Genomic DNA, 25,963 nt, shown 5'->3' with positions numbered 1-25,963 from the left:
TAGGTCCCCTACACCGCCCCGGCGCCCGTCTGCCGCGCCTGCTTCTCCTTGCGCTTCTTTGCCGCGTCCCCCCAGACGGCCAGCGCCGCACCGGCCGCGAAGAGGCCGACGTAGGCGGCGGACGGCAGATCGAACCAGTGGGGCAGCAGCCCCCAGGCATGATCGAAGAAGACCTGCCCGATGAATCCCATGACGCCCTGAATCATGACGATGAAGCCGATTAAACCTCTCATGGCTCCAGCGTGAAGGGTCCGGCCCCGGGGATCCTCGTCCCCGGGGCCGAACCCTTCTCATCCCCCAGTCGGAGACCACGCAGGCGCGTCTACGACTCAACGGCAGCGGCTCAACGGCAACAGCTCTCCGACGGCCCGTCAGCCGCCGAGCAGCTTGCGCACCCGGTCGGCGCCCACGGCCAGCAGCAGGGTGGGCAGCCGCGGCCCGGTGTCCCGGCCGACCAGCAGCTGGTAGAGCAGGGCGAAGAAGGCCCGCTGGGCGACCTTCAGCTCCGGGGTCGGCTTGGCGTCCGGCTCCAGGCCCGCCTGGATCTTCGGGACGCCGTAGACCAGGGTGGTCAGGCCGTCCAGCGACCAGTGCTCGTCGAGACCTTCGAGCAGCAGCCGCAGCGAGCCGCGGGACTGCTCGTCGAGGGTGCCGAGCAGCTCCTCGTCGGGCTGGTCGCGGACGATGGTGCGCTGCTCGGCCGGGACCTGGGTGTTGATCCAGTACTCGGCCTTGTCCAGCCGCGGCCGGGTCTCGTCCAGCGAGGTGACGGGGCGGTCCGGGTCCAGTTCGCTCAGGATCCGGAGCGTCTGCTCGTCATGGCCGGCGGTGATGTCCGCGACCGAGGCGAGCGTGCGGTACGGCAGCGGGCGCGGCGTACGCGGCAGCTCGCCGGCGGCGGTGCGGGCCGCGCGGGAGTACGCGGCGGCGTCCGCCGGCAGCGCGCTGCCGTCCGCCACCTTGGACTCCAGCTTGTCCCACTCGTCGTAGAGCCGCTGGATCTCCTGGTCGAAGGCGATCTTGAAGGACTGGTTGGGCTTGCGGCGCGCGTACAGCCAGCGCAGCAGCGGCGCCTCCATGATCTTCAGCGCGTCGCCCGGGGTGGGCACCCCGCCGCGCGACGACGACATCTTGGCCATGCCGCTGATGCCCACGAAGGCGTACATGGGGCCGATGGGCTGCGCACCGTCGAAGATCTGGCGGACGATCTGGCCGCCGACGACGAAGGACGAGCCCGGCGAGGAGTGGTCGACACCGGACGGCTCGAAGATCACGCCCTCGTAGGCCCAGCGCATCGGCCAGTCGACCTTCCAGACCAGCTTGCCGCGGTTGAACTCGTTCAGCCGGACCGTCTCGCCGAAACCGCACTCCGTGCAGGTGTAGGCCAGCTCCGTGGTCTCGTCGTCGTACGAGGTGACCGTGGTGAGGTCCTTCTCGCACTGCCCGCAGTAGGGCTTGTACGGGAAGTAGCCGGCCGAGCCGCCGCTGCCGTCGTCCTCGGCGGCCGCGCCCGAGCCCTCGGCGGCCTCCAGCTCGGCCTCGTCGACGGGCTTCTGCGACTTCTTGGCCGGGGCCTTCTTCGTGCGGTACTGGCCGAGGATCGCGTCGATGTCCGCGCGGTGCTTCATCGCGTGCAGCACCTGGTCGCGGTAGACACCGGCGGTGTACTGCTCGGTCTGGCTGATGCCGTCGTACTCGACGCCCATCTCGGCGAGCGCCTCGCACATGGCGGCCTTGAAGTGCTCCGCCCAGTTCGGGTACGCCGAGCCGGCCGGGGCCGGCACCGAGGTCAGCGGCTTGCCGATGTGCTCGGCCCAGGACTTGTCGACGCCCGGCACTTCCGGCACCTTGCGGTAGCGGTCGTAGTCGTCCCAGGAGATGAGGTGCCGGACCTCATAGCCGCGGCGGCGGATCTCGTCGGCGACGAGGTGCGGGGTCATGACCTCGCGGAGGTTGCCGAGGTGGATCGGGCCGGACGGACTCAGGCCCGAGGCGCAGACGATCGGTTTGCCGGGGGCGCGACGCTCCGCCTCGGCAATGACCTCGTCCGCGAACCTGGAGACCCAGTCGGTCTCGGTGCTCTGCTGAGCCACGATCGGCCCTTCCTCTTCCTGGTGCTTCCTGATTGCGCCGTCTTGCGCGTGCGACGCACAAATGCCTGACGGTGCCCATTGTCCCAGACGAAAAATCAGTGGTAGTGCCGTGGGATACTCATTGGCAAACCCTTTCCACTCCGACGGAACGGCTCTTTCCATGGCCTCGGTCACTTCCCTCGCAGCTTCGGTCAACCAGCGCGTCGCGGACGCCCTCTCGGCAGCCCTGCCGGAGGCCGGCGCCGCCGACCCGCTGCTGCGCCGAAGCGACCGGGCGGACTTCCAGGCCAACGGCATGCTGGCGCTGGCCAAGAAGCTCAAGGGCAATCCGCGGGAGCTGGCCGCACAGGTCGTCGCGGGTATCCCCACGGGTGACAGCGGCACGGTGATCAAGGAGATCGAGGTCTCAGGACCCGGCTTCCTCAACATCACCGTCGCCGACGAGGCGATCATCAAGACCCTCGCCGAGCGCGCCGCCGACGACCGCCTGGGCGTGCCGTACGCCGACGGTGCCGGTACGACCGTCATCGACTACGCCCAGCCGAACGTGGCGAAGGAGATGCACGTCGGCCATCTGCGGTCCGCGGTGATCGGCGCGGCGATGGTCGAGATCCTGGAGTTCACCGGCGAGAAGGTGATCCGCAGGCACCACATCGGCGACTGGGGCACCCAGTTCGGCATGCTCATCCAGTACCTCATCGAGCACCCGCACGAGCTGGACCACAAGAGCGGCGAGGTCTCCGGCGAGGAGGCCATGTCGAACCTCAACCGGCTGTACAAGGCCTCGCGCGCGTTCTTCGACTCCGACGAGGAGTTCAAGGAGCGGGCCCGGCGCCGGGTCGTCGACCTCCAGGCCGGCGACGAGGAGACGCTCGCCCTGTGGCGGCGGTTCGTCGACGAGTCGAAGATCTACTTCTACTCGGTCTTCAACAAGCTGGACATGGACATCCAGGACCCCGATGTCGTCGGCGAGTCCGGCTACAACGACATGCTGGAGGAGACCTGCCGGCTGCTGGAGGAGTCCGGCGTCGCGGTGCGCTCCGAGGGCGCCCTCTGCGTGTTCTTCGACGACGTCAAGGGCCCCGACGGCAACCCCGTCCCGCTGATCGTCAAGAAGACCAACGGCGGCTACGGCTATGCCGCCACCGACCTCTCCGCCATCCGCGACCGGGTCCAGAACCTCTCCGCCGACACCCTGCTGTACGTCGTCGACGCCCGGCAGTCCCTGCACTTCAAGATGGTCTTCGAGACCGCCCGCCGGGCCGGCTGGCTGAACGACAAGACGCACGCCGTCCAGCTGGCCTTCGGCACGGTCCTGGGCAAGGACGGCAAGCCGTTCAAGACCCGTGAGGGCGAGACGGTGCGGCTGGTCGACCTGCTCGACGAGGCGATCGACCGGGCGACCGCGGTGGTCCGGGAGAAGGGCGAGCCGATCGGCCTGACCGAGGAGGAGATCACGGGCAACGGCGCGCAGGTCGGCATCGGCGCCGTGAAGTACGCAGACCTGTCGACGTCGGCCGGCCGCGACTACAAGTTCGACCTGGACCAGATGGTGTCGCTGAACGGCGACACGTCGGTGTACCTCCAGTACGCCTACGCCCGTATCCAGTCGATCTTCCGCAAGGCCGGTGACGCGGCCCCCGCGGCGCACCCGGAGCTGTCGCTGGCCCCGGCGGAGCGGGCGCTGGGCCTGCATCTCGACCAGTTCGGCGAGGTGCTCGCCGAGGCCGCCGCGTCGTACGAGCCGCACAAGGTCGCCGCGTACCTCTACGGCCTCGCCTCGCTGTTCACGACCTTCTACGACCAGTGCCCGGTCCTGAAGGCCGAGGGCGGCCCGGACCAGCTTGCCAACCGGCTGTTCCTCTGCGGTCTGACCGCCCGCACCCTCCACCAGGGCATGGCCCTGCTCGGCATCCGTACGCCCGAGCGGCTCTGAGCCCGGCGCGTCGTCCGGCCCCCCGCGGGGCCTGTCGTCGCTTACTCTCCTGCCACAACGGCCCCGTACAACACAGGTGTTGTACGGGGCCGCTCAGGTCTCAAGGGGAGGGGCAGCGATGCACCCAGCACCACACCGGAGCAGCGAGCACACCACGCACACCGCCGGTCCGACCCGGCGCGCCGCGCTGGGCACCGGAGCCGGGCTGCTGGCGGCAGGTTTCCTGGCGTCCGCCACCACATCCGCGGCCGCACAGGCCCCTACCGGTGATCCGTACGAGGCCCTGCGCCGGCTGGAGCACACCCACCGGGCGCGGGTCGGCGCCTTCGCCCACAACACCGCCACCGGCGCGACGGTCGCCTACCGCGCCCACACCCCCGTCCCGCTCTGCTCGGTCTTCAAGCCCCTCGCCGTCGCGGCGGTGCTGCGCGACCTCGACCGCAACGGGGAGACGCTGGCCCGCCGCGTCCACTACACCGACGCCGACCTCGTCGAGAACTCGCCCGCCACCGAGAAGCACGTCGCCACCGGCATGACGATCGCCGAACTGTGCGCCGCCGCCGTCCGGCGCAGCGACAACACGGCCGGCAACCTCCTGCTGCGCGAACTCGGCGGCCCGACCGCCGTCACCGCCTTCGCCCGCTCCCTCGGCGACCGCACCACCCGCCTCGACCGCTGGGAGCCGGAACTGAACTCGGCCGAGCCCTGGCGCAGGACGGACACCACCAGCCCCGCCGCCATCGGCCGCACCTATGCCCGGCTGCTGGTGGGCGACGCGCTCTCGCCGTCCGACCGGGGCCTGCTGACCGCATGGATGAAGACCAACGAAACCAACACGGAACGCTTCCGCGCCGCCCTGGGCAAGGACTGGGCCATCGCCGACAAGACGGGCTCCGGCTCGTACGGCACCGGCAACGACGTGGGCGTGGCCTGGACCCCGGACGGCATCCCGATCGTGCTGGCCGTGCTGACGGGCAAGCCGGAGCAGGCCGCGGCCTACGACAATCCGCTGATCGTGGACGTGACGAAGGTGCTCGCCCGGGCCGTGGCGGGCTGAACGGCCGCGGGGTGCGGGCGGCGGAGTTCAGGCCGCGGGGTTCAGCCGCGGGGTTCAGGAGGCGGGACTTCAGCCCACGGGGAGCACCCGGCCCTGTGCGTCGCCGTCAGTGCTGCCAGGGCTTGCGTACCGCGTCCTTGACCTTCTCGCTCGCGTCCAGCCCGTGCCCCGCGGTCTTCTCGGCCTTGCCCTCGGCCTCCAGCTTGCGGTTGTGCGTGGCCCGGCCGACGACTTCCTTCATGGCGCCGATGGCCTGCGCGCCCTTGGCCTGCATCTTGCGCTTGGCAGTCATGGTTACCCGCTCCTCGGTCGGTCGGGGCCTTCCTTGACACTCGGCGCGTGCCCGGCAGGCGCCGGACAAAACATCGCGCCCACAACGAAGCTCCCGTCCCCGGAACCCGGGGACGGGAGCTTCGGCACGACACAGTCGGCCGGGCGGGCGGTCACAGCCCCCGCGCGGCCTCCGTCGCCCAGTACGTGAGGATCATGTCGGCACCGGCCCGCTTGATGCCGGTCAGCGCCTCCAGGATCGCCTTGTCCCGGTCGATCCAGCCCTTCTCGGCGGCCGCCTCGATCATCGCGTACTCACCGGAGATCTGGTACGCGGCGACGGGTACGTCCACCGCGTCCGCGACCTTCGCCAGCACGTCGAGGTACGGCAGCGCCGGCTTGACCATCACCATGTCGGCGCCCTCCTCCAGGTCGAGCGCCAGCTCGCGCATCGACTCACGGAGGTTGGCCGGGTCCTGCTGGTAGGTCTTGCGGTCGCCCTTGAGCGACGAGCCGACGGCCTCCCGGAAGGGCCCGTAGAAGGCCGAGGAGTACTTCGCCGTGTAGGCGAGGATCGAGACGTCCTCGTGGCCGGTCTGGTCGAGCGCGTCACGGGTGACGCCGACCTGGCCGTCCATCATGCCGCTGGGGGCCACGACATGGACGCCCGCGTCGGCCTGCACCTGCGCCATCTCGGCGTAGCGCTCCAGCGTCGCGTCGTTGTCGACCCGCCCCTCGGCGTCCAGGACGCCGCAGTGGCCGTGATCGGTGTACTCGTCCAGGCACAGGTCCGACATGATGACGAGGTCGTCGCCGACCTCGGCCCGGACGTCCCGGATGGCGACCTGCAAGATCCCGTCGGGGTCGGTGCCCGCCGTACCGGCGCCGTCCTTCTTCGCGTCCTCGGGCACCCCGAACAGCATGATCCCGGCGACCCCTGCGTCGACCGCCTCGACGGCGGCCTTCCGCAGCGTGTCGCGGGTGTGCTGGACGACGCCCGGCATCGCGGAGATCGGCACCGGCTCGCCGATACCCTCCCGTACGAACGCGGGAAGAATCAGGTCAGCGGGGTGCAGCCGGTGTTCGGCCACCATCCGCCGCATGGCGGGGGTGGTACGCAGCCGCCGGGGCCGCGCACCGGGGAAGCTTCCGTACTTCGTCATACCGCCCACGCTACGCCCGCTTTGCCCCTGCCTTTGCCGACGTGTCGTCGGCAGTCGCGGCCGCAATTGCCGCCCGCTCAGGCCGCGAAAGCGGGACCAGCGAGAACACCCGGCGCCGGCTCGCCGCGGCAGTCCCGGCAGCGCCCCGGCCGCCGGGCACGGAACGCGCGCTCGCAGCCGTCGCAGGTCTGGAACGGATCCGGCGGGGGCCGGTGACGGTCGTCCGCACCGAGTCCCGGCGGGCCTTCGCGGCCCGCCGGAAGCTGCGGCGGCAACAGCTCCCGCAGACGGTGGGCGAGCAGCCCGGCCGGGTTCTTCAGGTCGCACGGGAGGTCCGCGGTCAGGGTCCGGTGCACGGCCGCGACGGTCGCACCGTTCTCGAACCACGCGGCGACGGCGGCGGCGAGGCGGCGTACGTCCCGCTGGGAGAGCGTGAGCCGGTCGTCGGTACGGCGCAGCGCCGCGAGCAGGGCGACGGCAGCGGCGTGGTGCTCACTGGCGGGCGCTTCCGCGGCGGGGTCCGGTGCCTGCGGCGCGGCTGGGGCGGGTGGCCCGGCCGGGACTGATGGCGCGGCCGGGACGGACGGTGGCGGAGCCTCGCCCCCCGTCTCCGGGGCCTCGGCGGCGGGGGCCTCCGCATGGGCACCCGGAGCATTGTGGGCGTAAGTACGGGTGATCACTCGGCCGTCGGACGTGCGCTCCCGCACCCGCTCGACATACCCGTGGGCCTCCAGTTCCCGCAGCGCGAAGGCGATCCGGTCGCGCCCCTCGGGAAAGCGGGCGGTGAGGGTGCGGATATCGACGGAGGCACCCTCGGGCAGCGACAGGATGTGGGTGCCCACCCCGATCGCGGTCAGCGAGAGTTCGCGGTGCTGGGCGAGGTGATTGCCGATGATCGTGTACCGGTCCGGCTGGTACTGCCGGATATGGATCACCCCGCTATGGGTGGCACTTCGACGAACACGGGTATACGGGCGCACGGCGCCGCTAGGCTTCAGCTCAGCCATCGGGAAGGTCTGCTCTTCCTCTGGTGGTCAGGCCCTCGCACTGGGATTGCCGTCCCGGCGGGGGCCGTCACATGTCTGCGGTGGTCAGGCCCGAGCCTGCCCACCAAGTCGCCCGCACGCCAGCCGAGTTGAGCCGATTCACCCCCACGAGTGACGTACGCGGGGTTTGGTGGGTTTGGAGGGTTCTCTCCAGGGGTTCTTTGCTCTTGACCGCCCGCCACACCGCCGCCCGGCCCACCGGGTCCCGCGTTTCCGGGCGCCGGCCGGTGTTCAGCAACCGCCATCGAGGTCGATCTCCGCCCATACGGTCTTGCACAGCATCGGCCCCTCCTCGACACCCCAGCGGTCCGCCGACTCAGCGACGAGCAGCAGGCCGTGCCCGGACTCGGCCAGGGGACCACCGACGCCCGGCGTACGGACGGGCAGCCGGTCACCGCGAGTGTCGGTCACTTCGATACGGAGCGTGCCGGGCCGCGTGACGGCGAGGACCAGGCGGAAGCTCCGCCCGGGGACCCGCCCGTGCAGCACGGCGTTCGCCGCCAGCTCGGCAACGATCAACCTCGCCGGGTCGAACGGCAGCCCCCACGAGCGCAGTTGCTCGGTGGCCAGTAGCCGCGCCAGCCGGGCTCCACGGCAGGTGGCGGAGAGCGGTACGGAGAACCGGAGCACCGGGGCGGGGTCCGCCGCGAGACCGGTAACGGAACTGCTGATTCGGGCGATTCGCTGATTCACGTCACACAGCGTGGTCGCGCGTATCTAGCCTGAGAAGGGCCGGAGACCGGGCAGGCGGCAACTGTCCGGGGCGGTACGGCTCTTGTCCGGGCCGTGCGGCGTAGCGGTCCCGGACGATGGGCGTTGAACAGGGTCACCGTGGCGGAGGGACGGCGGACATGAGCGAATGGGACACGGGTCCGGAGGACGAGGAAGCCGGGGCCGTGATGAAAATCGTCGGGCGGCAGCTCAAGCTGTGGCGCGAGTCGGCCGGGCTCACCCAGGCCGAGTTCGGGACGGCGATCGGGTACGGCGAGGAGTCGGTGTCCTCTGTGGAGCGCGGACGCCGGGTTCCCCGGCCGGAGTACCTGGACCAAGCGGACGACGTGCTGGGAGCCGGTGGCCGGCTCGCTGCGTTGAAGGAGGACGTGGCACTCGTCCGCTACCCGAAGAAGGTACGGGACCTGAAGAAGCTGGAGGCAGCGGCGGTTGAGCTGTGCCACTACGAAAATTCCGTCCTCAACGGCCTGCTACAGACTGAGGAGTACGCACAGGCACTCATCGGCAACCGCCGCCCGCTCTTCCCGCCACGCGAAATCGAGAAGCGGGTGGCGGCCCGCATGGCCCGCCAGGAGATCCTGGACAGCTCAGCGACTCCGCCCATCTTCAGCTTTGTTCAGTGCGAGTCGACGCTGCGCCGCCCCATCGGGGGCAGAGTGGTGCTGCGCAGGCAGCTCGAACGGTTGCTGGAAGTAGGCCAGTTCCGGAACGTGGACCTCCAAGTGCTCCCGCTGGGACAGGAAGTGAACCCAGGCCTCAGCGGTTCATTCAGCCTGCTCCGGCTGAAGAACGGCGATACGGTGGCACTCGCCGAGGTCCAGCACCTCAGCCGGGTGATCTCCGACCCCCCACAGGTACAGATGCTCGACATGCGTTATGGCAACATCCGGGCGCAAGCTCTCACACCACGTGAGTCACTGGCCTTTATCGAGAAAGCGCGGGAAGAGACATGACCCTCAAGCCTTCCTCCGGAACCGAGCGCGAACCGAACTGGGCGAAGAGCAGCTACAGCACCGACGAGGGAGCCCAGTGCGTTGAGGTCGCCACCACCCCCGGCACCATCCTCATCCGCGACTCCAAGAACCCCGACGGCCCCCGCCTCACCTTCACCCCCACCACCTGGGCCGACTTCCTGCCGTACGCCACCGAACGGCAGTAACGCAGAAGGGCGCCCCAAAAGAGGCGCCCTTCAAAGCAATCCTGCTACCGCTCAGCTACGAGCGCGTCTGCGCGACCCGGGCCGCCGCTCGCTGGGCCGGGTGACCGGGTCCCCGGCCTCGATCGCGGCATCGCGCCGCGCCGCGCCGAAGTCCGCGAGCGCCTCGGCCAGCTTGTGCACCGACGGCTCGGGCGACATGACGTCCACCCGCAGCCCGTGCTCCTCGGCCGTCTTGGCGGTGGCCGGGCCGATACAGGCAATGACCGTCACGTTGTGCGGCTTGCCCGCGATACCGACCAGGTTCCGCACGGTCGACGAGGACGTGAAGAGCACGGCGTCAAAACCGCCGCCCTTGATCGCTTCCCGGGTCTCGGCCGGCGGCGGCGAGGCGCGCACCGTCCGGTAGGCGGTGACGTCGTCGACCTCCCAGCCCAGCTCGATCAGCCCGGCGACCAGGGTCTCGGTGGCGATGTCGGCGCGCGGCAGGAAGACGCGGTCGATCGGGTCGAAGACCGCGTCGTAGGGCGGCCAGTCCTCCAGGAGACCGGCGGCCGACTGCTCGCCGCTCGGCACCAGGTCGGGCTTCACACCGAAGGCGACCAGCGCCTTGGCGGTCTGTTCGCCGACCGCGGCGACCTTGATCCCGGCGAAGGCGCGGGCGTCCAGGCCGTACTCCTCGAACTTCTCCCGGACCGCCTTGACGGCGTTGACCGAGGTGAAGGCGATCCACTCGTAGCGGCCGGTGACCAGACCCTTGACCGCGCGCTCCATCTGCTGCGGGGTGCGCGGCGGCTCGACGGCGATCGTCGGGACCTCGTGCGGCACCGCGCCGTACGAAACGAGCTGGTCGGAGAGCGAAGCGGCCTGCTCCTTCGTCCGCGGCACGAGCACCCGCCAGCCGAAGAGCGGCTTGGACTCGAACCACGACAGGCGGTCGCGCTGGGCCGCCGCACTGCGCTCACCGACCACGGCTATGACCGGCTGGCCGCCGTCCGCCGAGGGCAGCACCTTGGCGGCCTTGAGCACCTGGGCGACCGACCCGAGGGTGGCGGTCCAGGTGCGCTGGCGGGTGGTGGTGCCGGCGACGGTGACGGTCAGCGGGGTGTCGGGCTTGCGGCCCCCGGACACCAGCTCACCGGCGGCCGCGGCCACCGAGTCGAGAGTGGTGGAGACGACGGCGGTGGCGTCACTGGCACCCACCTCGGACCAACAGCGCGCGTCGGCGCTGCGGGCGTCGATGAAGCGCACGTCGGTGCCCTGGGCGTCGCGTAGCGGGACACCGGCGTACGCGGGCACGCCGACGGCCGCGGCGATGCCGGGCACCACCTCGAAGACGATGCCCTCGGCGGCGCACGCCAGCATCTCCTCGGCGACATAACCGTCGAGTCCGGGGTCTCCGGTGACGGCACGTACGACCCGCTTGCCCGCACGGGCGGCCGCCATGACAAGATTGGCTGTGTCCCTAAGGGTAGGGATGTCGGCGGGGATTGACGCCTCGTCAGCTGATGCCTGGAGTGGTGTGTCCACTTGTGCGCGGGCATGCACGCGCACGACGTCCAGCACCTGCGGGTCGGCGATGAGTACGTCCGCGGAGGCCAGCGCCTCCACGGCACGCAGCGTCAGCAGACCCGGGTCTCCCGGCCCGGCACCCAGGAAGGTGACCTGACCGGAGGCGGAGTGGTTTGGGGCGGTGGGGTTCAAAGTGCTCGCTCCCCCATAAGACCGGCCGCACCCTTGGCGAGCATCTCGGCGGCGAGTTCATGACCCATGTTCAGCGGGGTCGACACGTCGTCGGGAGAGGCGGGTACGTGCCCGGTGGTGGACAGTTGCACCAGCGTGCTGCCGTCGGTCGTGCCGACGACACCACGCAGATGCAATTCGGTGACAGCCTGCTCATCAGCCTTGGGGCCTCCCCTGCTCGAGCGAAGTCGAGAGGTTGGGGAAAGGTCGGCCAGTGCTCCGACGGGTGCGGAACAGCCGGCCTCCAGGGCGGCGAGCAGGGAACGCTCGGCGGTCACGGCGGCCCGGGTGTCCGGGTCGTCGAGCTCGGCGAGCCGGGCGATGAGATCCACGTTGACCGCAGCGCACTCGATCGCCAGTGCCCCCTGGCCGGGGGCGGGCAAAATCACGTCGGGCGACAGCAGCTGTGTCGCCTCGTCGATCCGGCCGATACGGGTGAGCCCGGCGGCGGCCAGTACGACCGCGTCCAGTTCACCCTTCTCGACGAAACCGATGCGGGTGTCGATGTTCCCGCGTATCGGCACGGTCTCCACACGCCGGCCCAGCGACCTGGCCCAGGCGTTGAGCTGCGCCATCCGCCGGGGCGAGCCGGTGCCGATACGGGCCACCCGGTCCTCGTCGGCGGTCAGCTGCTCGAACGTCAGCCCGTCCCTGGCGATCAGCGCGTCACGGGGGTCTTCCCGTACGGGAATCGCGGCCAGGGTGAGGGTCTCGGGCTGCGCGGTGGGCAGGTCCTTGAGGGAGTGGACGGCGAAGTCGATCTCCCCGGCGAGCAACGCGTCGCGCAGCGCGGAGACGAAGACGCCGCTGCCGCCGATCTGCGCGAGGTGCTCCCGGGAGGTGTCGCCGTAGGTGGTGATCTCCACCAGCTCGACGGGACGGCCCGTCAGCTCGCGTACCGCCTCGGCGACCTGTCCGGACTGGGCCATGGCGAGCTTGCTGCGCCGCGTGCCCAGCCGCAGTGCTCTCGTAGTGCTGTCGGTCATGCCCGCTCCCGTACATCGTGCCTGTCGGCGCGCGTGTCGGCCCGGCTGACGGCGGCGACCGTCTGGGGGTCGAGATCGAAGAGTTCCCGCAGGGCGTCCGCATACCCGGCTCCGCCGGGCTCGCTGGCGAGCTGCTTGACCCGGACGGTGGGCGCGTGCAGGAGCTTGTCGACGACGCGGCGCACGGTCTGGGTGATCTCCGCGCGCTGCTTGTCGTCCAGGTCGGGAAGGCGGCCGTCGAGCCGGGTGATCTCACCGGCGACGACATCCGCTGCCATGGTGCGCAGGGCGACCACGGTGGGGGTGATGTGCGCGGCCCGCTGGGCCGCGCCGAACGCGGCGACCTCATCGGAGACGATGCCGCGCACCTTGTCCACGTCGGCCGCCATCGGCGCGTCCGCGGACGCGTCGGCCAGCGACTCGATGTCGACGAGATGCGCGCCCTCGACCCGGTGCACCGCGGCATCTATGTCCCGCGGCATCGCGAGGTCCAGCAGCGCCAGCGGCGCCGTGTTCCCCTCGCGTGCGGCGGCGACCATCTCACCGGCCAGGACCAGGCCGGTGGCGCCGGTACAGGAGACCACGATGTCGGCGAGCGCCAGCTCGTCCGGGACGGAGGTCATGGCGGCCGCACGGGCGGTCAGCGCTTTCGCGGCTCCGGGGCTGCCCGCCTCGGTGAGGATCTGGACGAGCCGGTCGGCACGCTCGACGGTGCGGTTGGCGACGATCAGTTCACCGATACCGGCCCGTACGAGGGTGGTGGCGGCCAGCGACGACATCGATCCGGCGCCGATGACCAGCGCCCGCTTGCCGTGTGCCCAGGTCTCGACGTCCCGGCCGTCCGCGAGCTGCTCCAGCCCGAAGGTGACCAGCGACTGGCCGGCCTTGTCGATGCCGGTCTCGCTGTGGGCGCGCTTGCCGACCCGCAGGGCCTGCTGGAACAGGTCGTTCAGCAGCCGTCCCGCGGTGTGCAGTTCCTGGGCGACGGCCAGCGCGTCCTTGATCTGCCCGAGGATCTGGCCCTCGCCGACGACCATCGAGTCCAGGCCGCAGGCCACCGAGAAGAGGTGGTGGACCGCGCGGTCCTCGTAGTGGACGTAGAGATAAGGGGTGAGCTCCTCCAGGCCGGCGCCGCTGTGGCGGGCCAGGAGGGTGGAGAGCTCGGCGACACCGGCGTGGAACTTGTCCACGTCGGCGTAGAGCTCGATGCGGTTGCAGGTGGAGAGCACCGCGGACTCGGTGACCGGTTCGGCCGACACCGCGTCCTGAAGCAGCTTGCCGCGCGCCTCGGGGGCGAGCGCGGCCCGCTCCAGCACGCTCACCGGCGCGCTGCGATGGCTCAGTCCGACGACCAGGAGGGTCATGCCGGCATCACGGCGGGCATGTCCCCGTCAGGTCCCTTACGGTCGCCCGCCGCGGCGGCGGCAGCACGGGCGGCCGGGGCCGGTGCGCCGCTGTCGGGCCCGCCCTCCTCGCCCGCCTTGCGCTGCTCGTGGAAGGCGAGGATCTGGAGTTCTATCGACAGGTCGACCTTGCGGACGTCCACCCCGTCGGGGACGGTCAGCACGGTCGGCGCAAAGTTGAGGATCGAGGTGACACCGGCGGCGACCAGCCGGTCGCAGACCTGCTGGGCGGCCCCGGCCGGCGTGGCGATGACGCCGATCGAGACGCCGTCGCTCTCGATGATGTGCTCCAGCTCGTCGGTGTGCTGGACGCCGATGCCCGCGACGGGCTTGCCGGCCATGGCCGGGTCCGCGTCGATCAGCGCGGCGACGCGGAAGCCACGGGAGGCGAAGCCGCCGTAGTTGGCGAGCGCGGCGCCGAGATTACCGATACCGACGATGACAACCGGCCAGTCCTGCGTCAGCCCCAGCTCACGCGAGATCTGGTAGACGAGGTACTCCACGTCGTAGCCGACCCCGCGGGTCCCGTAGGAGCCGAGGTAGGAGAAGTCCTTGCGCAGCTTGGCGGAGTTGACCCCGGCCGCGGCTGCGAGTTCCTCGGAGGAGACCGTGGGGACCGAACGCTCGGAGAGCGCGGTCAGTGCACGCAGATACAGCGGAAGCCGGGCGACCGTGGCCTCGGGAATGCCTCGGCTGCGGGTCGCCGGTCGGTGAGTTCGGCCAGTTGCCACGGTGCTCCTGCGGGTAGAGCGGGGCTTCGGGCGACCGCATGAAACCCGACCGCCCTGTCTTGTGCAGGCTATGTCTTTGTGAACGCGTGCACAAAGATGGTGTCCGGTTTGTCCGCCCAAAGTGACCGGGGTCACGCGGCGATTACAAGCCGCCGCGGAACCAACTCCCACATCACACCGTTCACTCGCGCCGCCCGCGAAACACGGCAGCACCCACGGGAGCACGGGCCCTCACTCCTCACCGCTATACCCCCGGAAACCTACAAATCGCCCACCGATGGTAATCGACCCGGACAGCCGCGGGCGCGCCGCGACGACCGGCCCGGCAGTGCGGCCCGGCCCGGCCGTACGGCACACCCTCCCGGCGTCACGGCCCGTCCCGGCCGCCACGGCATGCCCTCCCGCCGCCCCGGCCCGGCACAATGGCCCCATGGCCCCTTTGTTCAGCCGCAGCCCCCGCAAGAACCCCGCCGACCGGATGGTCACCCTCGTCGGCAAGCCGGGCTGCCACCTCTGCGACGACGCCCAGGCCGTGATCGAGAAAATCTGCGCGGAGACCGGCGCGTCCTGGGAGAAGAAAGACATCACCGAGGACGCCGAGCTGCACCGCAAGTACTGGGAGCAGATTCCGGTCATCCTCGTCGACGGCGCCCAGCACGACTTCTGGCGAGTCGACCCGAAACGCCTGCGTACGGCCCTGGGCGCCTGAGCCGCACCCCTCCCGCGGGGCCCGCGGGGGACGCCCTCGCGGACGGCGCTGCGGACCGCGCCGCGGATGGCCGTAACGCAACTGTCCGCCGCCGCAGGCCTTCCTGACACGCGCCCGTAACCAGTTGCACCGAACAAACTGGCTACGCTAGCGCCATGGCCCGCCCGTCGCCCGCTCACCGCCCCCGCTGGAGTGCCCCCGCGGCACTCTTCTCCCTGGGCTGGTTCACCCGCCGCAGACGACCCGCCACGGCCCGCAGTGTGCTGGCCGGCGAGGCCGCGGCGGAAGCCGCCCGCAAGTCCTCCCAGGAAGCGCCGCCCGCCGAGGAGACCGAGACCGCGGCGGAACCCGATTTCCCGGTCGTCGGGGACACGGCGGCCGCCGCCTTCTTCGACCTGGACAACACCGTCATGCAGGGCGCCGCGCTGTTCCACTTCGGCCGCGGCCTGTACAAGCGGCGCTTCTTCCACAAGCGCGATCTGGCCCGCTTCGCCTGGCAGCAGATCTATTTCCGGCTGGCCGGCTCGGAGAACCCCGAGCACATGGCGGACGTCCGCAACAGCGCGCTGTCCATCGTCCAGGGCCACCGCGTCGCCGAGCTGATGTCCATCGGCGAGGAGATCTACGACGAGTACATGGCCGAGCGGGTCTGGCCCGGCACCCGCGCCCTGGCCCAGGCCCACCTCGACGCAGGCCAGAAGGTCTGGCTGGTGACCGCGGCCCCCGTCGAGACCGCAACGATCATCGCCCGCAGGCTCGGCCTGACCGGCGCGCTGGGCACCGTCGCCGAGTCCGTCGGCGGCGTCTACACGGGCAAGCTGGTCGGCGAGCCGCTGCACGGCCCCGCCAAGGCCGAGGCGGTCCGCGCCCTGGCGTCCGCCGAGGGCCTGGACCTCTCGCACTGCGCCGCCTACAGCGACTCCGCCAACGACATCCCGATGCTCTCGCTCGTCGGGCACCCCTATGCGATCAATCCTGACAGCCGGCTGCGCAAGCACGCCCGGGAGCAGGGGTGGCGGCTGCGCGACTACCGGACCGGCCGCAAAGCCGCCAAGATCGGCATCCCCGCGGCAGCCGGGGTGGGCGCCCTCGCAGGCGGCGCCGCGGCCGCGGTCGCGCTCCAGCGCCGACGCCGCTGACCAGGCCTGATCGCCTCACGACACGGCGGGCCATCCCCTCTGCCTACCCCCTCCGCCGCTCCCCCAGTCCCGTTGCTGCCGGTTAAGCACAACACGCCTTCCAACCAGGCAGATTGCGTTCCCTTCCGATCAAAAGTTGCTCAGTATTCGATACTTGATCTGCCACCAACCCGGCACGGACCGTAAGTAATCGATGATTTGAGCAACTGGGTGTAGCGCTGCCTGTACGAAGCGTTATTCTCCTCAGACGCAATCCGGAACCCACGCGTCCCTACGACGAGTGAACGGTCCCGCACTGCACGTGATGGAAGCTCTGCCTCTGGGAGTCCCGTGTACCCACACGTCGGGGTTGACGCCTCGGGCCTGGCTACGCTGCGTACGACACTCGTCGACCACCTGCGCAGTTTTGTCCCCACCGCGTACGCCGTCCCCGCATTCGCCTCAGCCGTCCCCGCCGCCGGACCCTGCTATGCCCTGGCCGACGGGAGTGCTGCGGTCGGAAAGGCCGCCGGCAGAACCCGCCGCTCCGGCACCGGCACGACCACCGCCCGTCGTCCCGCCGACAGCGACAGTCGTCGCATGATGGACCTCGTCGAACGAGCCCAGGCGGGCGAGGCCGAAGCCTTCGGCCGCCTCTACGACCAGTACGCCGACACGGTCTACCGCTACATCTACTACCGCGTCGGCGGCCGCGCCACGGCCGAGGACCTCACCAGCGAGACCTTTCTGCGCGCCCTGCGCCGCATCGGCACCTTCACCTGGCAGGGCCGTGACTTCGGCGCCTGGCTGGTGACCATCGCCCGCAACCTCGTCGCCGACCACTTCAAGTCCTCACGCTTCCGCCTGGAAGTCACCACCGGAGAGATGCTCGACGCCAACGAGGTCGAGCGCAGCCCCGAGGACTCGGTCCTCGAATCCCTCTCCAACGCCGCCCTGCTGGAGGCGGTCCGCAAGCTCAACCCGCAGCAGCAGGAGTGCGTCACGCTGCGCTTCCTCCAGGGCCTCTCGGTCGCCGAGACCGCCCGCGTCATGGGCAAGAACGAGGGCGCGATCAAGACCCTCCAGTACCGCGCCGTCCGCACCCTGGCCCGGCTGCTCCCCGAAGACGCCCGCTGATCCCACCCCCTATCCACAAATGCCGACCACCAGCCCCATGCCCCGACTGCTCACTCTTCGTGACCTTCCATACCCGGTCGGTCAGATCATCGTGAGTGCGTAACCCGAGTGCCGCGCCGCTCGTTGTGCGGGATGCAGGCTCCATGCGGTCATGCCTTGCCCGCCGCCTCTCACTCGATCGAGTGGTCGCGGACAAGGCTTGCAACCGTCCGGTCCGTCTGGACAGTCAAAGCCAGTCCGGGGAGTCGAGCGGGATGACGAGAGGAGGTGCCGCCCGTGATCGCGAATGTCTCGGTGCACCGGCGGGCCAACGCCTTCGCCCAGGCCTTTGAGGAGCAGGTCCTCGAGGGCACGGCGGCCGAGGACCAGGTCGACAATCCGGCGCAAGCGCCGGGCGAAGCACGGATGTTGGCGGTCGCCGACGGCCTCGGGAAACTCCCGAGGCCGGAGATGGCAGCCGAGGTCAAGACTGTCCAGCGTGCCCAGCTCATCGCCGCGATGGAGTCCGCCTTCGCCGAAGGCGCTCCGTCCGACGGTGCCAGGGTGCCCGAGCAGCGCGAACACAGGGGCGCGCACCGCGCCACGAAATCGATGGGCAGGCTGCGTCCGCGCTCCCGCCTCTCCAAGGGACTGGCGGCGGGCGGGCTAACGGTCGGCGTCGCCGCCGGCGCCTTCACCGGCGTCGCCGCGGCCAGCTCCGACGCCCTCCCCGGCGACTCCCTCTACGGCCTCAAGCGCGGCATGGAGGATCTCAAGCTCAACATGGCCGACGACGACTCCGACCGCGGCCTGGTCTATCTGGACCAAGCCGCCATCCGCATGATGGAGGCCCGTCGGCTGATGGAGCGCGCCCGTGTCGCCGACCTCGACCACGAAGCGCTCAGCGAGGTCCGCAAGGCGCTCGCCGGCGTCACCCACGACGCGGGCGAGGGCCACCGCCTGCTGCACCAGGCGTACGAACGTGATGGTTCGCTCGGCCCCATCCAGGCGCTGAACTCCTTCACCAAGTCCCACCGCAGCACCTGGTCGCAGTTGCGCGACCGGCTCCCCGCGCAGCTCACGGACGTCCGTGACCAGGTCAGTTCGGTCTTCGACGCCATAGACAAAGAGGTCGGTCCGCTCCGCCCGCTGCTGCCGCCCACCCGGGACGGCCGTAGCCACCACCGCAACACGCCCGGCTCCGCGGGCACCGGCTCCGGCTCCGACGGGCGCCCGGCGCCGTCCGGCAGCAAGTCCTCCTCCGGCAAACACGCCGGCGGCTCGCACGCCCCCCGCCCGTCGGCCTCACCGTCCCAGGAGGACGGCCTGCTCGGCGGCAATACGGGCGGCCTGCTGGACCCGCCGTCCAAGGGCAGCCCGTCCCCGCACGACCGGGGCCACCACCACGGTGGCCGGGACACCGGTGGTCAGCCCGACGTCACCCTCCCGCCGCTGATCCCGGGGCTGCTTCCCGGTCTGGGCATCGACGGCGAGGATCTCCCGAAGTAGCGAAGCGGTCCCTCCGGCGCTCGGTGTTCTTCTGGTTCTTCCCTCAGAAGAACACCGAGCGCCGCTGCACGAGCAGCTTGTAGAGGGTGTGCTGAATCGTTTCCCGTACCTGATCGGTCAGGTTGAACATCAGCATCGGATCGTCCGCCGCCTCCGGCGGATAGCCGGCCGTCTGGATCGGCTCGCCGAACTGGATCGTCCACTTCGTCGGCAGCGGCACCGCCCCGAGCGGCCCCAGCCACGGGAAGGTCGGCGTGACCGGGAAATACGGCAGTCCCAGCACCCGCGCCAGCGTCTTGGCGTTCCCGATCATCGGGTAGATCTCCTCCGCGCCCACGATCGAGCACGGCACGATCGGCGCCCCGGCCTTCAGCGCCGTCGAGACAAAACCGCCCCGTCCGAACCGCTGGAGCTTGTAACGGTCCGCGAAGGGCTTGCCGATGCCCTTGAAGCCCTCCGGCATCACCCCGACGATCTCGCCGCGCTCCAGCAGCCGCTGGGCGTCCTCCGCACAGGCGAGGGTGTGGCCCGCCTTGCGCGCCAGCTCGTTTATCACTGGCAGGACGAACACCAGATCGGCCGCCAGCAGCCGCAGGTGACGCTGCGCCGGATGGTTGTCGTGCACCCCGACCTGGAGCATCAGGCCGTCCAGCGGAAGCGTCCCGGAGTGGTTGGCGACGATCAGCGCCCCGCCGTCCGAGGGGATGTTCTCGACACCCTTCACCTCGACCCGGAAGTACTTCTCGTAGAGGGGCCGCAGCATCGACATCAGGACCTGGTCGGTCAGCTCCTCGTCGTACCCGAAGTCGTCGACCTCGTAGTCCCCGGTGATCCGCCGGCGCAGAAAGGCCAGCCCGCCCGCGATGCGTTCGTCCAGGGAGCGAGGGCTCGGCGGCGGGGGTGCCGCCGGCGGGTGCTCGGTCCGTGCCTCGGGTACCGGCGCCAGCGCCGTACCGCGCCCCGAGCGCCCGGTCCGCCGGGCCTTCCTGCGCGCCCGGGGCTCCTCGCCGAAGGGGATGACCTTGGCGTCCGCCATCGTGGGTGAACTCCTCACTGGGTCGGGCCGCTGCGTGCGGGCAGCACGCCGGCGAGCCGGTCGACGGTGCGGGCGACGGACTCGGGCGGCAGCAGCCCGGGTCCGCGGCTTCGGGCGAATTCCGCGAAGGTCTCCGCCGTCGTGTACTTCGGATGGAACCCCAGTGTCTCGCGCATCTGTGTCGTTTCCACGACCCTGCCGTGCGTGAGCAGCCGGATCTGTTCCGGCGAGAAGTCCGTGATGCCGATGGACCGCAGCGCCGTACCGGCCCAGGTCACGGTCGGCAGCAGGAGCGGCACGGTGGGCCGCCCCAGCCTCCGGGAGGTCTGCGACAGCAGCAGTACACCGTCGCCGGCGATATTGAACGTGCCGCTGTTGAGCGTGCCGCGGCGCGGCGCGGCGGCGGCGATCCGCAGTACCTCGATGGCGTCGCCCTCGTGGACGAACTGGAGCCGCGGGTCGTAGCCGAGGACGGTCGGCAGCACGGGCAGCGAGAAGTACTCGGCGAGCGGGGAATCCGCACACGGCCCGAGGATGTTGGCGAAGCGCAGCACGCACACCGCCACGTCGGGCCGGCGCCGGGCGAAGCCGCGTACATACCCCTCGACCTCGACGACGTCCTTGGCGAAGCCGCCACTGGGCAGCGACTTCGGCGTGGTGGTCTCGGTGAAGACCGCGGGGTCCCGGGGCGCGGAGCCATAGACGCTGGTGCTGGACTTGATGACCAGGCGCTGCACGTTCGGGGCCTTCTGGCAGGCGCCGAGCAGCTGCATCGTCCCGATGACATTGGTTTCCTTCACCGAGGCGCGGCCGCCGCGCTTGCCCAACGGCGTGCCGTTGATGTCCATATGGATGACGGTGTCGACGCCCGTCTCGGCCAGGACCCTGGCAATGGCCGGATGCCGGATATCGGCCTTGAGGAATTCGGCGCCGCCCAGATGGTGTTCCGGTGCCACGGCGTCGACCCCGATCACCCGGTCGACGTCGGGATCGCGCTGGATGCGGCGGACGAACCGGCCGCCCAGCTGCCGTGCGACTCCCGTGACGAGCACGACCTTGCCCAAGATCAGCCCTTCCTTCCCGCCGCGACCGCCGTGGCCGAGCTGTCCGGGCCACGCTATCGGGTAGGTGTTGCGCTGTGATGACCGCAGGATGCCCGTGGCCACATTTCCGTCCGACCACCGTCCATACGGCCCACAACGCACCGCAGCCCCCCATCGCACAAGGCGATGGAGGGCTGCGAATTCGCGATCAGCGTCGCTTACTTCTTGTTACGACGCTGAACACGGGTGCGCTTGAGCAGCTTGCGGTGCTTCTTCTTCGCCATCCGCTTGCGCCGCTTCTTGATAACAGAGCCCACGACTACCCTCGCTCACTTCGAATCACTCGGTGCGGGGCGTCCGAGCCCACACTACCTACATCGGGCCAGCCTACCCGGCGACGGGCGAACGGCGTAATCCGAGGTTCGGCGAAGCGCCGTCAGGCTGATTCCACCCCCACAAAGGACTCACGGAGATAGTCGTGAACCGCTTGCTCCGGAACCCGGAAAGACCTCCCCACCCGAATCGCGGGCAGATGACCACTGTGCACCAAGCGGTACACGGTCATCTTCGACACCCGCATCACCGTGGCGACCTCCGCCACTGTCAGGAACACGACCTCGTTCAGAGGCCTCTGGTCTCCAGCCATGCCACACCTGCACCTTCCGCATAAGACGGACACCGGCTTCCCCTCCGGTGACTCTTCGTCGCTATGCGCTCACTCCCCAGATTAGGGGCGGGTGATGCGAGTGGGGAAGAGGAGCAGCGAACAGCCTCCTATCGGGACAGACACGCGCGATTGAGTACATAGCGCGCCAGCGGCCGGTAGCACGCACTCGGCACGGCATCGTCGAGCGGCACCGCCACGGACACCCGCCCCTCCGCCTGGCCGACGAACAGCGCCGGGTCGTCCGTGTCCGCCAGCCCGATCGCCTCGATGCCCAGCTGACCTGCCCCGCAGACCCAGCCGTGGTCCCCGATCGCCAGCCCCGGCAGGGGCCCGGCTACGTCCCCCACGGCCGCGAGAGCGGTGCGTACCGGGAGCGGCGAATGGGTGTGCACGCCCCCCGCCCCGGGCGCGCCCCGCACGCCGGTTTCTCGCATCAGCGCGACTCCCCGTACGTAGTCGAGGGTGCAGGGACGTACCCCGAACCGGGTCGCTATGTCGACACGCGCGCCATACGCCGGGGTGAGAACGGGGCATCCCGCCGACGAGAGAGCGTCTGCGAGGGCGGCGTAGAACTCCAGCAGCCGGTGCGGATGGCCGGTGCCGATGAGCACCGGCGCCCGGCGGCCGGCCGCCTCTCCGAGCCGTTCGGCGAACCGGTCCAGTGCCGCGATGGTGCGGTCGGGATCGATGACATCCAGGCCGGAAGTATGTGTGGGATCGGCCGAAACCCCACACTTCTGCCCCATCAGTCGCAGTAGTTCACCGACCGGCCAGTCCCGCTCGGGATCCAGCCCCAGCAGCGCACGGGGATCACGCGCCGCGAAGAGCCGGTAGCGCGCCAGACTCTTCTCCCGCGTGGTCGCGATCGTCCCCGCGAGCCGCGCCTCGATCAGATGCGCCCGCAGCGCACCGGTACCCAACACGCGGCCCATACTGTCCGGTTGGTCGGCCTACGGGTGCCCTGACCGACGGGTAGTCACACCTTCGGGGAGCGCGGCGACGGATACGGCCATACGGGATCGGCGGACGGTACTACACGGGCACGGCGGCAGATACGGCCGTACGGGCACAGCGGACGGCACTACACGGGTATGGCAGCGGATCGGCGCGCCTCGCCCAGGGGCCGCCCACCCTGGAGCGCCGCAACTGCATGCCGGCCGGCGCCGCGGGCTCCTGCCCCACGGGAGCTACGGCAGCAGCCCATGCGCCGGGAACACTGCCCGGCGGGTGGCCAGCACCGCCTGGTCCAGCCGGTCGGCCGGGTCATAGCCGTCGGCGACGAAGTCCCGCCAGTGCGGCGTCCGCCCGTCCGTCATCCGCAGCGGCGCCAACTGCCGCGTCCTGCGGAACACTTCGTGCCGCCAGGCCTCCGGCACCATGGAAGCCGGGTCGATCGGCCGGCCCGCCGCGATCGCGGTCAGATGCGTCCAGCTGCGCGGCACCACGTCCACCACCGCATAGCCGCCCCCGCCGAGCGCGACCCAGCGGCCGTCCGCGTGCTCGTGCGCCAGGTCGTGGCAGGCCTCCGCCACCGCACGCTGGGCGTCCAGGCTCACCGCGAGATGCGCCAGCGGATCCTCGAAGTGGGTGTCCGCACCGTGCTGCGTCACGATCACCTGCGGCCGGAAGGCCCCCAGCAGCTCCGGCACCACCGCATGAAAGGCCCGCAGCCAGCCCTCGTCCCCGGTCCCGGCCGGCAGCGCCACATTCGCCGCGGTGCCCTCCGCGCCCTCGCCACCGGTCTCCTCCGGCCAGCCGGTCTGCGGGAAGAGCGTCCGCGGATGCTCGTGGAGCGAGATGGTCAGTACCCGCGGGTCCTCCCAGAACGCCGCCTGCACCCCGTCCCCGTGGTGCACATCCACATCGACGTACGCGACCCGCTCGGCACCCAGCTCCAGCAGCCGGGCGACCGCCAGCGACGCGTCGTTGTAGATACAGAAACCGGCCGCCCCGCCCGGCATCGCATGGTGCAGCCCGCCGGCGAAGTTCACCGCATGCACCGCATCGCCGCGCCAGACGGCCTCCGCGGCACCCACGGACTGACCGGCGATCAGCGCGGACGCCTCGTGCATCCCCACGAATGCCGGGTCGTCCGCCGTCCCCAGCCCGTACGAGAGGTCCGCGGCGGCAGGGTCCGCCGAGGCCCTGCGGACCGCGCTGATGAAGTCTTCGCGATGCACCAGCCGAAGGGTGGAATCTCCGGCAGGCTTGGCCGCGACCACCTCCAGCGGCCCGCGATCCAGCTCGAACGCCTCCACCAAACGCATGGTCAGCGCGAGCCGGACCGGGTCCATCGGATGCCCGGACCCGAAGTCGTAGCCCGTTACTGCCTCATCCCACATCAGCTGTGCGCGGCCGCTCATATCCGTCACCGTATCGGGCGTCCGGCGCCCCGAACGAGCGGGCATACACGAGCGTCACCAGCACCAGGACCATCGGCAGCAGCATCGCCCCCCGATAACTCCAGGCGTCACCGAGCGCGCCGACCAGCGGAGAGCCGATCAAAAAGCCCACATAGTTGAAAATGTTCAGGCGCGCGACGGCCATGTCGGAGGCCCCGGGGCCATGGCGCTCGAAGGCGTACCGCCCCGCCGCCGCGAACGTCTGGGGAACGATCACACACAGCCCGAGCCCCAGCAGCGTGAACCCCGCCATTCCGGCCCAGGCCCCCGGAGCGGCCGCCACCACCGCGAAGCCGCCCGCCGCGACCACCGTCCCGGTCCGCACCACCGCGACCGCCCCGAAACGCCGCACCCCCAGATCCCCGACCGCCCGCCCGAGCAGCGTGGTGACCATATAGACGTTGTACGGGACGGTGGCGAGCTGCTCCGAACTCCCCAGGACGTCCTGCAAATACTTGGCGCTCCAGTTGGAGACGGTCGAGTCCCCGATATACGCGAACGCCATCACCAGACACAGCGGCAACAACAGCCGCATCGCGAGCGGCGCAACGGCCGCCACGGCACCCTCCTGGCCCCCCGCCGCATCCGGCCGGTCCCGGTCCACGAACCAGCGGCCCACGATCAGCGCCAGCGGCACCAGAACCGCCACCACCGGCCCGTACAGCAGCGCAAGCGACAGCTGCCAGTGCGCCCCCGCCCAGGCCAGCGAGGCGCCCACGATCCCGCCCAGGCTGTACGCGGCGTGGAACCCGAGCATGATGCTCCGCCCGTACGTCCGCTGGAGGCTCACCCCGAGCATGTTCATCGAGGCATCCAGGGCCCCCACCGACAGCCCGAACACCGCCAGCGCCACCGCGACCTGCGCCATCGACCCGACCGCCCCGACCGCCAGCAGCGCCAGACACACCACCGGCTGCGCACACCGCAGGACCCAGCTGGGCCGCACCCGCTTCACCAGCTGCTCGGTGCCGACGCTGCCCACCCCCGCAAGGACGGGTACCGCGGCGAGGAAGGCCGGCAACAGGGCATCAGATATCCCGTAGCGGTCCTGGATCGCGGGTATTCGGGTCACGAGGAGGGCGAAGACCGCACCCTGGACGAAGAAGCTGAGAGCGAGCGAGACCCGGCCGTGCCGCAACCGCGCTCCTGGTACCCGAGGGACCGTCATGGCCGCTCAGCCTAGGACTCCGCACTACTACTGGGTAGATGGATCACTTCGCCAATTCCGACGCACGTCCGACCGGCGAGGCCGCTACTGCAACAGCGCCGGCAGCTCCGCCATATGGGCGAACAGCGCGGTGGACCCGGCCTCCGTCAGCTTCGCCGCCGGCGTCATCGCCGTGAAGCCGTAGACGTCCATCCCCGCGGCCACCGCGGCCCGCACCCCCAGCGGGCTGTCCTCGACCACCGCACACCGCTCGGGCGCGACACCCATCTCCCGTGCCGCATGCAGAAAGAGATCCGGCGCCGGCTTCCCCCGCCCCACATCCTGCGAGGAGAAGATCCGCTCCGCGGCACCCTCCCCGGCCCGCCCCTCGGCGAACCGCTCGAACAGCCCCGTCTTCGTCAACGCCACCCGAATGCGCTCATGGCTCCCCGACGACCCGACGCAGTACGGCACCCCGTCCGCGGCCAGCTTCTCCAGCACCTCGACCACACCCGCCACGGGCTCCAGCCGCCTGCGGAATTCCTCGAAGACCCGCGCATGAAAGTCCTCGTCGAACGTTGCCGGCAGCCGCTTTCCCGACCGCTCCAGCACCACTTCATGAATACGGTGCATCGCGCCGCCCATGTAGTCGCGCAGCGACTCCTCATAGGTGGTCGGATGCCCCAATTCGGTGAGGTGGGCGGCAAGGAGCCGATTGGAGATCGGTTCGCTGTCCACCAGAACGCCGTCGTTATCGAAAATAACCAGGTCATAGCGCATGCCCACGAGCGTAGCTACCGGCCCGGAACGCAGAAAAGCCCCGCACCATAAGGTGCGGGGCTTCCCACAAAGATTGTTCGGCGGCGTCCTACTCTCCCACAGGGTCCCCCCTGCAGTACC

Annotated in this window: 26 protein-coding genes; 8 read left to right on the top strand and 18 right to left on the bottom strand. The window is 70.4% G+C overall.

Features of this window, described 5'->3' with window-relative positions; genetic code table 11:
* Positions 1-8: 8 nt before the first annotated feature.
* Complete coding sequence (locus IF67_RS0115145; protein WP_030985915.1) at positions 9-233, bottom strand: hypothetical protein; 225 nt, start codon at positions 231-233, stop codon at positions 9-11.
* Positions 234-371: 138 nt separating this feature from the next.
* Positions 372-2,093, bottom strand: a complete 1,722-nt coding sequence (lysS, locus tag IF67_RS0115140; protein ID WP_030985913.1) for a lysine--tRNA ligase — start codon at positions 2,091-2,093, stop codon at positions 372-374.
* A 160-nt stretch (positions 2,094-2,253) separates the two neighbouring features.
* On the opposite strand from lysS, the gene argS reads away from it, so the two are divergent.
* Complete coding sequence (argS, locus tag IF67_RS0115135; protein WP_030985912.1) at positions 2,254-4,029, top strand: arginine--tRNA ligase; 1,776 nt, start codon at positions 2,254-2,256, stop codon at positions 4,027-4,029.
* 118 nt (positions 4,030-4,147) lie between these two features.
* Complete coding sequence (gene bla, locus IF67_RS0115130; RefSeq protein ID WP_030985910.1) at positions 4,148-5,086, top strand: class A beta-lactamase; 939 nt, start codon at positions 4,148-4,150, stop codon at positions 5,084-5,086.
* Between the two features lie 106 nt (positions 5,087-5,192).
* Here the strand turns inward: bla and IF67_RS0115125 are convergent, their stop codons facing one another.
* From IF67_RS0115125 to IF67_RS0115110, 4 genes are all read right to left on the bottom strand, one after another.
* On the bottom strand, positions 5,193-5,378 hold the full coding sequence (locus tag IF67_RS0115125) for a CsbD family protein (protein ID WP_030985908.1): 186 nt from the start codon (positions 5,376-5,378) through the stop codon (positions 5,193-5,195).
* Positions 5,379-5,529: 151 nt separating this feature from the next.
* Entirely contained in the window at positions 5,530-6,519 is a 990-nt protein-coding gene (gene hemB, locus IF67_RS0115120) for a porphobilinogen synthase (protein ID WP_030985907.1), read from the bottom strand.
* Between the two features lie 77 nt (positions 6,520-6,596).
* The gene (locus IF67_RS0115115; protein WP_324608880.1) at positions 6,597-7,454 is read right to left on the bottom strand and encodes a helix-turn-helix domain-containing protein; all 858 of its coding nucleotides are present in this window, start codon (positions 7,452-7,454) and stop codon (positions 6,597-6,599) included.
* A gap of 342 nt (positions 7,455-7,796) precedes the next feature.
* Positions 7,797-8,258 carry an ATP-binding protein gene (locus IF67_RS0115110; RefSeq protein WP_078889454.1) on the bottom strand — a complete coding sequence of 154 codons (462 nt, stop codon included), beginning with the start codon at positions 8,256-8,258 and terminating at the stop codon, positions 7,797-7,799.
* 158 nt (positions 8,259-8,416) lie between these two features.
* Between IF67_RS0115110 and IF67_RS0115105 the strand changes: the two genes are divergently transcribed.
* Both IF67_RS0115105 and IF67_RS0115100 read left to right on the top strand, forming a co-directional pair.
* Entirely contained in the window at positions 8,417-9,250 is an 834-nt protein-coding gene (locus tag IF67_RS0115105) for a helix-turn-helix domain-containing protein (RefSeq protein ID WP_030985901.1), read from the top strand.
* Positions 9,247-9,456, top strand: coding sequence for a DUF397 domain-containing protein (locus IF67_RS0115100; RefSeq protein ID WP_030985898.1), 210 nt, complete (start codon positions 9,247-9,249; stop codon positions 9,454-9,456). Before IF67_RS0115105 ends, IF67_RS0115100 begins: the two co-directional genes overlap by 4 nt.
* Positions 9,457-9,507: 51 nt before the next feature.
* Here the strand turns inward: IF67_RS0115100 and IF67_RS0115095 are convergent, their stop codons facing one another.
* From IF67_RS0115095 to IF67_RS0115080, 4 genes are read right to left on the bottom strand one after another with little or no spacing between them, the layout of a single operon-like run.
* Positions 9,508-11,157 carry a uroporphyrinogen-III synthase gene (locus tag IF67_RS0115095; protein ID WP_030985897.1) on the bottom strand — a complete coding sequence of 550 codons (1,650 nt, stop codon included), beginning with the start codon at positions 11,155-11,157 and terminating at the stop codon, positions 9,508-9,510.
* A complete protein-coding gene (gene hemC / locus IF67_RS0115090; protein ID WP_030985895.1) occupies positions 11,154-12,182 on the bottom strand; it encodes a hydroxymethylbilane synthase in 1,029 nt (342 codons plus the stop codon). The genes IF67_RS0115095 and hemC overlap by 4 nt, the downstream gene beginning before the upstream one ends.
* A complete protein-coding gene (locus IF67_RS0115085) occupies positions 12,179-13,546 on the bottom strand; it encodes a glutamyl-tRNA reductase (protein ID WP_030985893.1) in 1,368 nt (455 codons plus the stop codon). Before IF67_RS0115085 ends, hemC begins: the two co-directional genes overlap by 4 nt.
* Positions 13,543-14,316 (bottom strand): redox-sensing transcriptional repressor Rex, encoded by a 774-nt coding sequence (locus IF67_RS0115080; protein ID WP_030985891.1) that lies wholly within the window; start codon positions 14,314-14,316, stop codon positions 13,543-13,545. Before IF67_RS0115080 ends, IF67_RS0115085 begins: the two co-directional genes overlap by 4 nt.
* A 430-nt stretch (positions 14,317-14,746) precedes the next feature.
* Between IF67_RS0115080 and IF67_RS0115075 the strand changes: the two genes are divergently transcribed.
* The 4 genes from IF67_RS0115075 (at position 14,747) to IF67_RS0115060 (ending at position 18,768) form a co-directional block, all read left to right on the top strand.
* Positions 14,747-15,025, top strand: a complete 279-nt coding sequence (locus IF67_RS0115075; RefSeq protein WP_030985889.1) for a glutaredoxin family protein — start codon at positions 14,747-14,749, stop codon at positions 15,023-15,025.
* A gap of 155 nt (positions 15,026-15,180) precedes the next feature.
* On the top strand, positions 15,181-16,164 hold the full coding sequence (locus tag IF67_RS0115070) for an HAD family hydrolase (RefSeq protein ID WP_051818082.1): 984 nt from the start codon (positions 15,181-15,183) through the stop codon (positions 16,162-16,164).
* Between the two features lie 330 nt (positions 16,165-16,494).
* Complete coding sequence (locus IF67_RS0115065) at positions 16,495-17,280, top strand: ECF subfamily RNA polymerase sigma factor, BldN family (RefSeq protein WP_006604745.1); 786 nt, start codon at positions 16,495-16,497, stop codon at positions 17,278-17,280.
* 276 nt (positions 17,281-17,556) lie between these two features.
* A complete protein-coding gene (locus IF67_RS0115060) occupies positions 17,557-18,768 on the top strand; it encodes a DUF5667 domain-containing protein (RefSeq protein WP_030985884.1) in 1,212 nt (403 codons plus the stop codon).
* Between the two features lie 43 nt (positions 18,769-18,811).
* On the opposite strand, the gene IF67_RS0115055 is transcribed toward IF67_RS0115060, so the two are convergent.
* The 8 genes from IF67_RS0115055 to IF67_RS0115020 all read right to left on the bottom strand — a co-directional run bounded on the left by IF67_RS0115055 (position 18,812) and on the right by IF67_RS0115020 (position 25,843).
* Positions 18,812-19,804, bottom strand: coding sequence for a lysophospholipid acyltransferase family protein (locus IF67_RS0115055; protein ID WP_030985882.1), 993 nt, complete (start codon positions 19,802-19,804; stop codon positions 18,812-18,814).
* A 14-nt stretch (positions 19,805-19,818) separates the two neighbouring features.
* Positions 19,819-20,868 carry an NAD-dependent epimerase/dehydratase family protein gene (locus IF67_RS0115050; protein ID WP_030985881.1) on the bottom strand — a complete coding sequence of 350 codons (1,050 nt, stop codon included), beginning with the start codon at positions 20,866-20,868 and terminating at the stop codon, positions 19,819-19,821.
* A gap of 197 nt (positions 20,869-21,065) precedes the next feature.
* The gene (locus IF67_RS41520; protein WP_003948845.1) at positions 21,066-21,164 is read right to left on the bottom strand and encodes a 30S ribosomal protein bS22; all 99 of its coding nucleotides are present in this window, start codon (positions 21,162-21,164) and stop codon (positions 21,066-21,068) included.
* Between the two features lie 119 nt (positions 21,165-21,283).
* Entirely contained in the window at positions 21,284-21,493 is a 210-nt protein-coding gene (locus tag IF67_RS0115040) for a helix-turn-helix domain-containing protein (protein ID WP_030985880.1), read from the bottom strand.
* A gap of 128 nt (positions 21,494-21,621) precedes the next feature.
* A complete protein-coding gene (locus IF67_RS0115035) occupies positions 21,622-22,437 on the bottom strand; it encodes a phosphatase (protein WP_030985879.1) in 816 nt (271 codons plus the stop codon).
* A gap of 264 nt (positions 22,438-22,701) precedes the next feature.
* A complete protein-coding gene (locus tag IF67_RS0115030) occupies positions 22,702-23,877 on the bottom strand; it encodes an acetoin utilization protein AcuC (RefSeq protein WP_030985877.1) in 1,176 nt (391 codons plus the stop codon).
* Positions 23,846-25,084 carry an MFS transporter gene (locus IF67_RS0115025; protein ID WP_030985875.1) on the bottom strand — a complete coding sequence of 413 codons (1,239 nt, stop codon included), beginning with the start codon at positions 25,082-25,084 and terminating at the stop codon, positions 23,846-23,848. Before IF67_RS0115025 ends, IF67_RS0115030 begins: the two co-directional genes overlap by 32 nt.
* Before the next feature lie 84 nt (positions 25,085-25,168).
* Positions 25,169-25,843 (bottom strand): HAD family hydrolase, encoded by a 675-nt coding sequence (locus IF67_RS0115020; protein WP_030985873.1) that lies wholly within the window; start codon positions 25,841-25,843, stop codon positions 25,169-25,171.
* Between the last annotated feature and the right edge of the window lie 120 nt (positions 25,844-25,963).

Origin of the sequence: Streptomyces sp. NRRL S-1813 (assembly GCF_000719605.1) — a bacterium.
GTDB lineage: Bacteria > Actinomycetota > Actinomycetes > Streptomycetales > Streptomycetaceae > Streptomyces > Streptomyces decoyicus.
This window is presented reverse-complemented; position numbering and strand designations above follow the sequence as displayed.

Excerpts from the sequence above, each read along its gene's own strand:
- IF67_RS0115020 (WP_030985873.1), bottom strand. The coding sequence starts at position 25,843 with ATGCGCTATGACCTGGTTATTTTCGATAACGACGGCGTTCTGGTGGAC.
- IF67_RS0115055 (WP_030985882.1), bottom strand. The coding sequence starts at position 19,804 with ATGGCGGACGCCAAGGTCATCCCCTTCGGCGAGGAGCCCCGGGCGCGC.
- IF67_RS0115070 (WP_051818082.1), top strand. The coding sequence starts at position 15,181 with ATGGCCCGCCCGTCGCCCGCTCACCGCCCCCGCTGGAGTGCCCCCGCG.
- bla (WP_030985910.1), top strand. The coding sequence starts at position 4,148 with ATGCACCCAGCACCACACCGGAGCAGCGAGCACACCACGCACACCGCC.
- IF67_RS0115075 (WP_030985889.1), top strand. The coding sequence starts at position 14,747 with ATGGCCCCTTTGTTCAGCCGCAGCCCCCGCAAGAACCCCGCCGACCGG.
- IF67_RS0115025 (WP_030985875.1), bottom strand. The coding sequence starts at position 25,084 with ATGACGGTCCCTCGGGTACCAGGAGCGCGGTTGCGGCACGGCCGGGTC.
- IF67_RS0115105 (WP_030985901.1), top strand. The coding sequence starts at position 8,417 with ATGAGCGAATGGGACACGGGTCCGGAGGACGAGGAAGCCGGGGCCGTG.
- IF67_RS0115145 (WP_030985915.1), bottom strand. The coding sequence starts at position 233 with ATGAGAGGTTTAATCGGCTTCATCGTCATGATTCAGGGCGTCATGGGA.
- hemB (WP_030985907.1), bottom strand. The coding sequence starts at position 6,519 with ATGACGAAGTACGGAAGCTTCCCCGGTGCGCGGCCCCGGCGGCTGCGT.
- argS (WP_030985912.1), top strand. The coding sequence starts at position 2,254 with ATGGCCTCGGTCACTTCCCTCGCAGCTTCGGTCAACCAGCGCGTCGCG.
- IF67_RS0115085 (WP_030985893.1), bottom strand. The coding sequence starts at position 13,546 with ATGACCCTCCTGGTCGTCGGACTGAGCCATCGCAGCGCGCCGGTGAGC.
- IF67_RS0115040 (WP_030985880.1), bottom strand. The coding sequence starts at position 21,493 with ATGGCTGGAGACCAGAGGCCTCTGAACGAGGTCGTGTTCCTGACAGTG.
- hemC (WP_030985895.1), bottom strand. The coding sequence starts at position 12,182 with ATGACCGACAGCACTACGAGAGCACTGCGGCTGGGCACGCGGCGCAGC.
- IF67_RS0115100 (WP_030985898.1), top strand. The coding sequence starts at position 9,247 with ATGACCCTCAAGCCTTCCTCCGGAACCGAGCGCGAACCGAACTGGGCG.
- IF67_RS0115125 (WP_030985908.1), bottom strand. The coding sequence starts at position 5,378 with ATGACTGCCAAGCGCAAGATGCAGGCCAAGGGCGCGCAGGCCATCGGC.
- IF67_RS0115030 (WP_030985877.1), bottom strand. The coding sequence starts at position 23,877 with ATGAGCGGCCGCGCACAGCTGATGTGGGATGAGGCAGTAACGGGCTAC.